The following is a 13539-nucleotide window of genomic DNA, read 5'->3' as shown; positions in this document are numbered from 1 at the left end:
TCCTTGCCGTCGGCATCTTCCGCCGGTGGTCAAGACTAACGCTGTTCGTTCAGCTTGCTTTGTGCTGGTTGCTTGTAGCCGCGCTTGCTCTGGGGTTGGCCCCCTACGTCCCCGATTGCCCGATCATCGACTGAGGTCCGCTTCCCACCCATAGCGGACGTTGAGCACCACTGCGGGCCAGACCACAGCACCGCGCCAGTAGCGGAAATCGGTTGCCCGCCGAGGAGCCGCCATGGCGAACCAGCTCCGGGGGCGAAGCCAGCCTCCGAAACACCGACCGGGCATCCACGCGAACCTATCGATGCTCGCGGCCGTCGATCGAATTACTGGCGCGCCTCTTCTTCTGACAGGGTCACCTGTCCCGAAGATGGTCAGGGCCCTCGCATTATCGATGGCGTCAGGCCTCCATCGACTGATTGACCGCACCAGCGACGGAGCCAGTCTGGCGCCGCACGTGCGCCAAGTGAACCCTGACTGACGCGGGTGGCTCCCCGACAATTAACCCCGTTCAGGTTCGGATAACAGTGCGCTACAAGGCAATGTGGCGTGGCGTTCTACCGGGGAGGGAAATCTCTTGCCGATCGGGCGTCTTGTCGCTTGCTGTACACCTGTGCCTTGGGGGACTGGACAGATGTCGGATTATTCGCGTGGAACGTCGAGGCTCGTCCGTGTCGCGGGCCTCGTCGGGCAACTGGCCGCGACCCTGGAGGCCAGCCGGCTGCCGCGGGCGCAGGCTGACGCCGTCTGCCGACAGCTGGACGAACTGACCGCGCTGCTTGATTCCCGTCGTGATCCCGAGTCCCGCGTGCTCGCCGAAGCCCTGTCGGGGTTGCGCCGCACGGTGAGCGGCGTCGAAAAGCGCGCCCGCGAGCGCCGCGCAGACGCCGTCGTCAACCGTCGCCTGCAACGCACCCTTCGCCGGATCGCCCTGATCGTCACCGCCGGCGCCGCGATGGCCGCCCCGATGGCCGCGGCGGCGCGCCCCGTAATGGCGCCTGCTCCGGTCGCCGCGGTGGGTGAACCCGATGGTCCTCTTGCCGTCATCACGCCGATTCCGGTCGGAGGGTCAGTGCTCAATCCGCTGACCAACACGAACGAAACCGTGGTGGAGGTCCTCGGCTTCGGCGTGGTCCGGACCAATCTCAACAATGTGATCCTGCTGGCCCAGGCGGTTGGCGACGTGTTCCCCAATCCAGCCGGCGGAAACTACACGGTGACCGGCGTCACGCTGGACGGCGACGGCCATGTGGTCAGCCTCGCCGTCAAGGACGCGGCGAATGTCGCCTCGACGCTGGCGACCGTCTCGTCGATCACCACGGCCCCCGGCGGACCGGCTGGGGGCAATTTCACGCTCCCGGCGGGCGCGGGCGACATCAACGCCTTCTCCGACATCCGGCGCGGCGACGGAGGCGACGGCGGACGCGACGGCGCCCTGTTCGTGTCGGCGAACTCGGGAGAAGCCGGCGACGCCGGCCCCGACTTCACCCTCGACGTGGGCGACGCCTCGACCAGCATCACGACCGTCAGCGCCGGCCTGCCGGGGGTCATCGCCGCCAGCATCGGCGGCAACGGCGGCAACGGCGGCGACGGCTATCTGGGAGCCAGCGGCGCCTCGGGCGGGTCAGGCGGCGCGGGGGGAAATGTCACCCTGACCTCGCACTACGCGAGCATTTCCACGACCGGGGCGGGCGCGCATGGAATCGTCGTCCAGAGCCGGGCCGGGATCGGCGGCGAGGGCGGCTCCGGCTTCGTCTTTTCCAGCGGCGGCTCCGGCGGCTCGGGCAGCACCGGCGGCACGGCGACGGCCATCAACTACAGCACCATCACCACGCGCGGCCTGGCGGCCCATGGCGTGTTCGCCCAGAGCCTCGGCGGCGGCGCCGGCAGCGGCGGCGGCAGCTATGGTCTGTTCGGGGACGGCGGCTCGGGCAACCGGGGCGGTCATGGCGGCCATGCGGAGGCCATCAACTACGGTCTGGTCACCACGCTCGGCGACGGCTCGTTCGGCGTCACCGCCCAGAGCATCGGCGGCATCGGCGGGGACGCCGGAGGCGCGGTCGGCCTGATCACCTTCTCGGACGACGGGGCGCCCGGCGGCAACGGCGGAACGGCCATCGTGCGAGCCCAGACGGGCTCGGAAGTGCGCACCGAGGGTTCGGCGGCCCACGGCCTGTTCTCCCAGTCGATCGGCGGCGGCGGCGGCAACGGCGGCCTGAGCCTCGGCCTGGGGTCGCTCGGATCTGGCGGCGGCACCGGCGGCAATGGCGGAACCGCGCAGGTCTTCGCCCAGTCCGGGTCGTTCGTGACCACGCTGGGCGTGTCCTCTCACGGCGTGTTCGCACAGTCGATCGGCGGGGGCGGCGGCAACGGCGGCATCAGCGGGGGCCTGGTGGCCATCGGGTCGCGGGGCAACAGCGGCGGGCTGGGCGGGAACGTCACCGTCGAGTCGGGGGCGACGATTTCGACGGCCGGGCTCGGCTCGCGCGGCATCTTCGCCCAGTCGATCGGCGGCGGCGGCGGCAATGCGCTGGGGTCCGGCGGGCTGGTGAGCCTCGGCGGCTCCGGAGCCGGAGCCGGCGGCGCGGGCGTGGTCTCGGTCACGACCACCGCCGACAGCTGGATCACGACGCTTGGCCTCGGCGCCGACGGCGTCTTCGCCCAGTCGGTGGGCGGTGGCGGCGGGTCCGGATCGGCCAGCGGCGGCGCGGTGGCGCTGGGCGGAGGCGGCGGCGCCGGCGGCAACGGCAATACGGTCACCGTGGACAACGCCGGCCGCATCACCACGGCGGGCGACTTCGCGCGCGGCATCTTCGCCCAGTCGGTCGGCGGCGGCGGCGGCACGGGCGGCGACAGCGGCGGTCTCGTCACCCTTGGCGGAAACGGATCCGGCCTCAGCACCGGCGGGGCGGTCACGATCACCAATCGGGGCGCGGTGACCACGGCCGGCGACGTCGCCAGCGCCCTGCAGGTCCAGTCGATCGGCGGCGGCGGCGGTGACGGCGGCTCCAGCGGCGGCGTCTTCCTGACCATCGGCGGCGCCGGCGGCGGCGGCGGAAACTCGGGCGTCGTGACGGTCAACAACTATGGGGACCTGACGACCGGGGGCGACGACTCCCACGGCATCTTCGCCCAGTCGGTCGGCGGGGGCGGCGGCAACGGAGGCTCGTCGGGCTCGATCAGCGCCTTCGCGGGCGCGGCGGTCGGCGGCGACGGCGGCGACGGCGGCGACGGCGGCGTGGTCGATGTCAACTTCTTCGACCGGACGATCACTGTCGGCGGCGTCGACCAGATTGTTTCGCCTCTGATCTTCACCTCGGGAGACCGGTCGCGCGGCGTCTTCGCGCAGAGCGTGGGCGGCGGCGGCGGCAACGGCGGCTTCGCCGCGCAGGTTTCCGCCGGCTACGGGGTCGGCGCCAGTATCGCGGTTGGCGGCTCGGGCGGTGGCGGGGGCCTTGGCGGCGCTGTCAGCGTGGATGGCGATGCGACCATCGTCACCGAGGGCGACTATTCCGAAGGTCTGTTCGCGCAGAGCGTGGGCGGCGGCGGCGGCAACGGCGGCTTCGCCGTATCCTTCTCGTTCGCGGCCGGCGAAACGGCGGCGGCGGCCTTCTCGGTCGGCGTCGGCGGCAGCGCCGGCGATGGCGGCGCCGGCGGACTCGTCGAGATCGATTCGGGTGGCGCTATCCTCACCAGCGGCCAGTTCTCGACCGGTCTGCTGGCGCAGTCGGTGGGCGGCGGCGGCGGCAACGGCGGCTTTGCCGTATCGGTCGCCGGATCGGGCGCGGGCGCGGCCTCGGCCTCGGTCAGCGTGGGCGTGGGCGGCAGCGGCGGCAATGGCGGCGTGGGAGGCGTGGTCGACGTCGAGTTCGATGGTGACATCGCCACGACTGGCGATGATTCCCGCGCGGCCCTGATCCAGTCGGTCGGCGGCGGCGGCGGCAATGGCGGTTTCGCGGTGTCGGGCGCGGTTTCAATCTCGGGCGGCGGCGCCATAGGCGCCGCGGCGGGAGTCGGCGGCCAGGGTGGTCTGGGCGGCGCCGGCGGCTCGGCCACCGGCGTGATCGGCGGCGACGTGTCAACCAGTGGCGACCGCTCGACCGCGGTGACGGTGCAGAGCGTCGGCGGCGGCGGCGGCTCGGGCGGCTTCAGCGTGGCGGGCTCGATCGGCGGCGCGGCGGCGGGCGGCGGCGGCGTCTCTATCGGCATCGGCGGCTCGGGCGGCGGCGGCGGCGACGGCGGCGCGGCCGACGGCACTGTGGGCGGCGCGATCCAGACGACCGGCGACCAGTCGGGCGGCCTGCTGGTCCAGTCGGTGGGCGGCGGCGGCGGCAACGGAGGCTTCAACGTCTCCGGCAGCGTGGGCGTCGGCGGCAATGTGGGCGGAGCGATCTCCGTCGGCGTCGGCGGCGCCGGCGGCGGCGGCGGACGCGGCGGAAACGTACGCGGCGCGGCCCAGGGGCTGGTGGTCACCACCGGAGACCAGTCCACCGGCGTGACGGTGCAGAGCATCGGCGGCGGCGGCGGCAATGGCGGCTTCAACATCGCCGGCGGCATCGGCGGCGGCGGCGACGCCGGCGGGGCGATCTCCGTCGGCGTGGGCGGCTCGGGCGGCGGCGGCGGCGACGCCGGGGAGGTCGACGCCTCGGCGGTCGGCATCACCACCTGGGGCGATCAGTCGGGAGGCTTCCTGGCGCAGAGTGTCGGCGGAGGCGGCGGCAACGGCGGCTTCAATGTCGCCGGCTCGATCGGCGGCGGCGGTCAGGCGGCCGCGGGCGTGGCGATCGGGGTCGGGGGCGCCGGCGGCGGGGGCGGCGCGGGCGCGCGCGTCGGCGCTTCGATCGTCGGCGACGTCACCACCCTGGGCGCGGAGTCCGACGCCATCGTGGCCCAGAGCGTCGGCGGCGGCGGCGGTTCGGGCGGCTTCAACATCGCGGGCAGCATCGCCGGCAGTGGTACTGGCGCCGGATCGATCAGCGTCGGCGTCGGAGGCTCGGGCGGCGCGGGCGGCGACGCCGGAACCGTCAACCTGGCGGTCACCGGCACCACCCAGACGGCGGGCGGCGGCAGCGACGCCATCGTGGCCCAGAGCGTCGGCGGCGGCGGCGGCAACGGCGGCTTCAACGTCACCGGCAATATCGCCATCGCTCAGACGGGCGCAGGCACCCTCGGGGTCAGCGTCGGCGGCGCCGGCGGCGGCGGCGGCGATTCCGGCGGCGTGACTCTCAACGTCAACCAGGGCGTGCTGGACCCGACCGATACGCTGGTCGCGGCCCTGACCATGGGCGACGGCGCACGCGCCATCCTGGCCCAGTCGGTCGGCGGCGGCGGCGGCAATGGCGGCTTTTCGGTCGTCGGCGGCATCTCCGCGGCCCAGACCGCGGCCGGCAACATCGGCGTGGGCGTGGGCGGCGGCGGCGGCGACGGCGGAAACGCAGGCGCTGTGGCGGCGACAATCGTCGGCGACGTCCTGACCGCCGGCGACGACGCCTCGGCGGTGCTGGCCCAGTCGGTCGGCGGCGGCGGCGGCAACGGCGGCTTCAACGTCTCGGGCGGCATCTCCGGCTCGCAGGACGTGGCGGGCAATCTGATGGTCGGCGTGGGCGGCTTCGGCGGCTCGGGCGGCGATGCGGGCGCGGTCAGCGGCGGCGTCACCGGCGACGTGACGACCGAGGGAGATCGCTCGTTCGGGGTGGCATATCAAAGCCTCGGTGGCGGCGGCGGCAACGGCGCCTTCAACATCACGGGCGGCGTGGCCCTGTCGATTTCAGGCGGCGCGGGCGCCGGCAATATCGGCGTGGGCGTCGGTGGCTTCGGCGGCGATGGCGGCGACGCCTCGACCGTCAACGCCACCGTGACCGGGGACGTCTCGACCCTCGGGGCTGACGCATACGGCATCCTGATGCAGAGCGTCGGCGGCGGCGGCGGCAACGGCGGCTTCAACATCACCGGCGGGCTGACGGCGTCCAGCGGCGTCAGCGGCACGCTTGGGTTCGGACTCGGCGGCTTCGGCGGCGGCGGCGGCGACGCGGATGCGGTCACCGGGGTGCTCAACGGCAATGTGACCACCGCCGGCGACGGCTCGTTCGGCGCCATGCTGCAGAGCCTCGGCGGCGCAGGCGGAAACGGCGGCCTCAATGTGACTGGCGCGGTGTCGCTGACCACCAGCAACAACGCCTCGGTCGCCATAGGCCTGGGCGTCGGCGGCTTCGGGGGCGGCGGCGGCGACGCGGGCGCGGTCGACGCCACTGTCAACGGCCTGTACCTGACCAGCGGCGCCAACGCGGACGGCGTCGTGGCCCAGAGTCTGGGCGGCGGAGGCGGCAACGGCGGCCTCAACGTCTCGGGCGCCATCGCTCTCGGAACGGGCGCCTCAGGAACCGGCTCGATCGGCATCGGCGGCTTCGGGGGGCTGGGCGGCTCGTCGGGGAATGTCAGCCTGGTCCGCGTCGGCGACACGCAAACGGACGGGGCAAATTCCGACGGCATCATCGTCCAGAGCCTCGCCGGCGGCGGCGGCAATGGCGCGATCAACGTCTCCGGCGGCATTTCGGCCACCACCAGCGGCAACGCCGGGAGCCTTGGCATCGGCGTCGGCGGCTTTGGCGGCGGCGGCGGCGACGCGGGCAATGTGACGGCCACGATCACCGGCAACGTCTATGCCCGCGGCCTGGAGTCCGACATCACCACGGACGAGTTGACGGTGACCTTCCCCATCATCGGCGACATCGTCTTGCCGGCTCACCGCGAGCGGCTGAACGGGTCGCACGGGGTGGTCGCCCAGTCGATCGGCGGCGGCGGCGGCAACGGCGGCCTGAATGTCACCGGCCAGCTGTCGATCACCGCGCCCGGGGCCTCCAGCTCCAGCCGCGTGGTGTCGCTGGGCGTGGGCGGTTTCGGCGGCGCGGGCGGCGACGCCGGCACGGTCGACCTGACCATCCAGGCGCCGGGCACGGACCGGGTGCAGGTCAGCGCGGTCGGCGACGACCGTTCGGCCGTCATCGCCCAGTCCGTTGGCGGCGGCGGAGGCGCCGGCGGCATCAACGTCTCGGGCGGCATAGCGCTCGACGGGCAGCTGACGGCGGGCGTTGGAGGTTTCGGCGGCGCCGGGGGTCTCGGCCGCGACGTGACGGCCAACGTTGACGCCGACCTGTTCGCTTCGGGACACCGTTCGCGGGGCCTGATGGCACAGTCGATCGGCGGCGGCGGCGGTGCGGGCGGCATCAACATCTCGGGCGGCGTCACTGCTGATCCGGCGGCCGAGGAACCCTCGCTCGCCTTCGGCCTTGGCGGGTTCGGCGGCGCCGGCAACAGCAGCGGCGACGTGACGGTCAACCAGAACGGCCAGATCATGGTCGACGGCATCGACTCGATCGGCGTACTGGCCCAAAGCGTGGCCGGCGGCGGCGGATCGGGCGGCCTGAACGTCACGGCCGACGTGACCTTGGGAACCACCTCGTCCGGCCAGCGCACGCGCGGCATAGGTGTGGCCGTCGGGGTCGGGGGCACCGGCGGCGACGGCGCGGACGCCGGCGACGTCCGGCTGACCAGCAACGGCAACATCTTCGTCAATGCCCGGCCGGCGACGGGCGGCGGATTCGAGTCCGTGCAGTTCACCGGCAATTCGAACGGCATCCTCGCCCAGTCGATCGGCGGCGGTGGCGGGGTGGGCGGCATCAGCGGCACCGGCGCGATCGCGCCCATGGGACAGCCGGTGGCGCTGGGCGTCGGCGGTTCGGGCGGTTCCGGCGGTAACGCGGGCACGGTCGAGGTGACCCGCGGCTACACCATGGTCGGGGGCGTCGAGACGAGCACGGCCGGGGTGATCCGCACCTATGGCGACGATTCCGACGGCCTCGTGGCTCAATCGATCGGCGGCGGCGGCGGCCGCGCCGGGATGAATTTCACCTTCGCGGCTACCGTGCGCGCGGGCGGGGACAACCCCCTGGCGGCGATCATCAGCGTCGGTGGAAGCGGAGCCGGCGCGGGAAGCGGCGACGATGTCACGGTCCGGCACAATGGCGACATCGTCACCACCGGCGACAACAGCGACGGCCTGTTCGCCCAGTCCCTGGGCGGCGGCGGCGGCGACGCTGACTTCAACATCGGCTTCGGCGTGCTGCGGAACTCAACCGCTCTCAACCTCGCCGTCGGCGGGGCGGTCGGTGCGGGTGGCACGGGCGCGGACGTCTCGGTCGATCACACCGGAACGATCGTAACCGGCGGCCTCGCATCGGTCGGCATCCGGGCCCAAAGCATCGGCGGCGGCGGCGGCAATACCTCGCTGGACCTGGCATTGGGCATCCTGGCCAACAATTCGCTGAACATCACCATCGGCCGCCAGGGCGGAGCCGGCGGCTCCAGCGGCGACGTCTCGGTCGTGTCAGACGGAACCATCGACACGAGCGGCGACGAGGCCTCGGGCATCCTGGCCCAGAGCGTCGGCGGCGGGGGCGGCGCGAGCAGCGCGACCTCGGTCGGCGCGTCCTACACCTCGGGCGCCAACACGCCCGACGCGGCGTCCTACTCGGCCAACGTCGCCGTGGGGATCGAGGGCGGCGTCGGAGCGACCTCCGGCGACGTGACGGTGGACGCCGCCGGTGCGATCACGACGCGTGGCGACGATGCGCGCGGCATCTTCGCGCAGTCGGTCGGCGGCGGGGGCGGCGTCGGCGGCGCGGCCGGCTCATTCGTGCTGAGGGCCGCAGGCGCGGCGACCGTCAACGTGGGCGGAAACGGGGGAGTCGGCGCCGCGTCGGGCGATGTGACCGTCGACAATGCTTCCACGATCATCACCACCGGCGACCGCTCGGATGGCGTACTGGCGCAATCGATCGGCGGCGGGGGCGGCCTGGCGGGTCACGCCCGCAACATCGCCATTCAGATCGGCGGTCCGCCGGCGGGAACGACGACCCGGACAGCCTCGGTCAGCATCGGCGGCACGGGCGGCACAGGCGCCGTCGCCGGCGACGTTGACGTGGCCAATACAGGGGTGATCGCCACCGCGGGCGACCTGTCGTACGGCATTCGCGCGCAGAGCATCGGCGGCGGCGGCGGCGTCGGCGGCATGGTTCTGAACCTGCGAGCCCAGGGCAATCGCGCCAACGACTCCATCGAGGTCAACGTCGGCGGCTCCGGCGGGGACGGCGGCGCCGGCGGCGCGGTCTCGGTCGCCAACAGCGGCCTGATCTTCACCGAGGGCCGTGACGCGGCCGGCATCAGCGCCAACAGCATCGGCGGCGGCGGCGGCGACGCGGGGATTCTGCTCGACGTGGTCGGCGGCGGAACCGGCTCGTCGATGCAGTCGCACCGGTTCGTGGCCAACTTCGGCGGCTCGGGCGGAACAGGCGGCACGGGCGGCGACGTCACCGTCACCAACCTGGACACCGGCGCGGATCACTCCGGCGAGATCGTCACCCGAGGCGCAGGCGCCTACGGCATCTTCGCCCAGAGTCTGGGCGGCGGCGGCGGCAACGGCACTTCGATCATCTCGGTCACCGGGCTGGTTAGCGGCTCTGACAGCGTGTCGGCCGGGCTCCACGTCGGCGGGGCCGGCGGGGCTGGCAATACCGGCGGCGCTGTGTCCGTGACCAACGGCGGCCTGATCGACACCACCGGCGAGGGGGCGCACGGCATCCTGGCCCAGTCGATCGGCGGCGGCGGCGGCAATGGCGGCATGGTCATCGCGGCGAACGCCGTGATCGGGGCCACCACCAACACACCCCTGATCTCGATCGGCGGGTTGGGCGGCGACGGCGGCGACGGCGGATCGGTGACGGTGACCAACACCGGCGCGATCGTCACCCGTGGGGCCAACGCACACGGCATCGTGGCCCAGAGCATCGGCGGCGGCGGCGGCAACGCGGCCATGGGCTTCAGCCTGACCGGCGAGGCAAACAGCCTGGTCCTGTCCAATGCTGTGGCGGCGGTCGTCGGTGCGGTCGGCGGCGGAACTGGCGGAACCGGCGGAACCGTCACGGTCAACCATTCCGGCGACATCACGGTGCTGGGCGAGGGCTCGGTCGCCATCAAGGCCGAGAGCATCAACGGCGGCGGCGGCACGCTGAGCCTGGACTTCGACGGTATCGTCGGTCTGCCCGGGGCGCCGTTCATCGACATCCATGGCGACACTGTGGTCCCTGACCCGCTGGTCGTCGCCCGCGCCGGGGCCGAAGGCGCCTCTGGCATGAACGCTGGCTCAGTGACCGTGAACTCGACCGGAACCCTGGGCGTCGGCGGCGACAATGGCGTCGGCAGCTTCAGCCAGGCGGTCGGCGGCGGCGGCGGCACCGTGGTGGTGCGCGCGGTCGTGGCCACCCAGCTGGACCCGGCCATTCCCGCGCCGCTGACGGTTCCGTTCCAACCCGGCTCCGACAAGAACCAGGACGCGCCGGAGATCCTCGTCGCCGAACCCGTGGCGGCGCCCGGCGATCCGATCGTCGCGATCGGCTTTGATCTCACGCTTGGCGGCTCGAACGGGGTCGACAACAACGGCGGCGACATCGACAGCAGCCATTCGGGCAACATCCTGACCACGGGCCACAACACGCCCGGAACGCTGATTCAGTCGATCGGCGGCGGCGGCGGCCGTGGCATCATGGACATCACCGCGCCTGCCGGAGCCCTGGTCGGCCCGCTCGAGGTCGCACTGGGCGGCGTGAACGGCCTCAACGAAACCGGCGGCGATGTCCTGAGAACCCAGGCGGGCGTGATCCTGACGACCGGCGACCTCGCCCCTGCCGCGATCCTCCAGAGCATCGGCGGCGGCGGCGGTTCCGCCAGCGTGACCCTGCACGGGGCGGGCGCCGTTGGCGTGGTGCTGAACACCACGCTCGGCTCCGACGCCGGCTCCGGACTGGGCGGCGGCGATGTGGCGGGCGTGTTCAGCGGCGGCTTGCAGACGATGGGCGACAACGCCGTTGGCTTGCTGGCCCAATCAATCGGCGGGGGGGGCGGCGAGATCCGCGCCTCGGGTGTCGATCTGCTGAACGTGGCGCTGGGCGGCACGGGCGGCGCGGCCGGCGACGGCGGCGATATCGACCTGAGCAACGATGGCGGGGTCTTCACCTCGGGCGACCGGTCGCACGGCGTGTTCCTGCAATCGATCGGTGGCGGCGGCGGCGCCGTGTTCAGCGGCGTGGCGGCTCCGGTCGTGACCCTGAACAGCGACAACAGCGGCGACGGCGGCTCCATCCACTTTGACCAGACCGGCGACATCGTCGTGACGGGGGCGGGCGCCTATGGCCTGATCGCCCAGAGCCTCGGCGGCGGTGGCGGCTGGGTCGATGGAGTCTTCGCCGGCACGGCTGGCGGCGCTGGCGCTGGCGGGACCATCGATCTGTCGATCGCCGGAGCCGTTTTCGCGCCCGGCGTCGGTTCCACCGCCATCTTCGCCCAAAGCCTGGGCGCGGGCGGGGGTGGCGACATCACCCTGTCGTCCGATGGCCTGATCCGCGGCGGCTCCGGCTCCGGCGCAGGCGTGCGGTTCGACGGCGGCGCGACCAATCTGATCCAGAGCTCGGGTTCGATCTCGGCGGTCTCGGGCCTGGCGATCGACACCACCAGCGGCGACGATACCGTGCTGAACGATGGCTGGGTGATCGGGAACATCGATCTCGGGTCAGGCGGCAACGCCTTCTTCAACAATGACGACGCGACCTTCTTCGCCTTCAACACCATCGACCTGCGGGACGGCGCCGGAAGCACCGGGACCTTCACCAACGCGGGTCACTTCCTGATGGGGCTAAGCGCTTCGCGCACGCCGATCGATCTGGCGGGCGGCGAGACCTTCGGCGACCTGGACGCCATGGGCGATCCGGCCACGAACCTCATGTACGGGGCGCGGGTCATCAATACGGTTGAACTGGACGGCGACTATGTCCAGACGGCCGACGGCCGGCTGGCCTTCGACGTGGCCTTCGGGCCCTACGCCTCGGACCGCGTCAATGTCAGCGGGGACGCTTTCGTCAACGGCACGGGCGATATCGTGCTGACGTGGCTGGAGAACGCCGAGGAGGTGACGCTGTTCGCCACGGGCGGCGTCGGCGTCGACAACGGACTCGACATCACCGACACCCTGGCGCTCGACTACAGCGTCCGGGGCGACGAGGCGGGTATTCACCTGTCCTTCGTCAGCGATTTCGGCCAGCCCTTCCTGAACCGGAACGGGCGTCACCTGGGCCGGCACATGGACTTCGCCATTCAGGCGGGCGGCTCGGCCGGCATCGGCCAGCTGATGGCCCTGATCGGCAATCTCCAGGTGGGCGAGGAAGATGTCTACGCCCAGATTTTCGAGGAGCTGAACCCCGAACCGCTGATGGCGCCTCTGGCCACGCAGTTGGCCAATGCGGACAACTTTGCCGGCCAGTTGTTCAGCTGCGTATCCCCGGCCTTCCGGACGCGCGAACAGTGCGTCTGGGCGCGTATCGAAGGCGGTTCTTTCGACCGCGAAGGCGACTTCGAACACTTCCGGTTCGCCAGCAACGAGACCCGCTTGAGGGCCGGGTTCGAACGTCCGCTGGACGACAACTGGTCGTTCGCGGGGGCGGTCGGCTTCGACAGGATAAACCGGTTCGACGTGGCGGAGCGGTCGCGCAGCGATGGCAAGGCCATGCACGGGAGTTTCGGTCTTCAGCGGACCAGCCCCGGCGGCTTGCAGTTCGGCACTTCGTTGTCCGGCGGCTGGCAGTGGATGGAGACCCAGCGCTCGGTCAACGTCTTCCAGCCGCTGGTGGGCGCCTCGGAGCCCGAGAGCGGTTACGTCCAGGCCAATGCGCATCTCGCCTATATCGGTCGGGCCGGCGCCCTGTTCGTGCGACCTGCCGTGAATTTCTCGGCCACAGCGCTGCACCAGACGGGTTTCTCGGAGGAGGGGCTGGACGGTCTCGGCGTTGAAGGGCTGGAGGAGACGCAGGTGTTCGGGACCGCCAATCCCGAATTGGGCGTCGGCTTCGTGCTCAGCGACACAGACACGACCCAGGCCACCTTCCAGGTCACGGCTGGGGGCGTCTTCCGCTCCAGCGACGAGATCCGGATGCCTTACCGCCTGCTCGGCTCCAACCCGGAGGCCGTTCCTGCCAACATCACCACGGCGATCGATCAGGACGCATGGCGCATCGGGACCGATCTGAGGATCGCCAGGGCGAACGGCCTGGAGTTCCGGTTCACCTATGAGGCGGAGTTCGGCGACAAGACCGACAACCGCACCGCGGGCCTGAACCTGCGGATGAAGTTCTGATCCTGATCCGCTCCGGCCCACCTGGTGTCCGGAGCGGATCGGGTCTGGCGGTCCAGATCACCGACGTTCCCAAAGACCACTATGAGGCAGCAACGGACCAGGCGTTCTGTCCTCGCTGACCAGAAACTGACCATACACGAACGGACAAGGTGTGCATCAACACGCACCAAACGACAGGCTATGATCGGCGAAACCCATAACATGGGCATTGGGCAACGAGCACTTCGTTGACATCGAAGGGGTCACAGGTTCAATCCCTGTCGCGTCCACCATTTCCTCCCCACGGCGACACACTGTAGGCTCCG

Annotated in this window: 1 protein-coding gene; it reads left to right on the top strand. The window is 71.7% G+C overall.

Features of this window, described 5'->3' with window-relative positions:
- Positions 1 to 631: 631 nt before the first annotated feature.
- Complete coding sequence (locus tag VEA62_RS10410; RefSeq protein WP_324821343.1) at positions 632 to 13234, top strand: autotransporter outer membrane beta-barrel domain-containing protein; 12603 nt, start codon at positions 632 to 634, stop codon at positions 13232 to 13234.
- Positions 13235 to 13539 lie beyond the last annotated feature (305 nt).

Source organism: Brevundimonas sp. (assembly GCF_035627475.1).
Taxonomy (GTDB): domain Bacteria; phylum Pseudomonadota; class Alphaproteobacteria; order Caulobacterales; family Caulobacteraceae; genus Brevundimonas.
This window is presented reverse-complemented; position numbering and strand designations above follow the sequence as displayed.

Bases quoted from the DNA above. Each gene is read 5' to 3' on its own strand.
- VEA62_RS10410 (WP_324821343.1), top strand. From the start codon at position 632: ATGTCGGATTATTCGCGTGGAACGTCGAGGCTCGTCCGTGTCGCGGGC.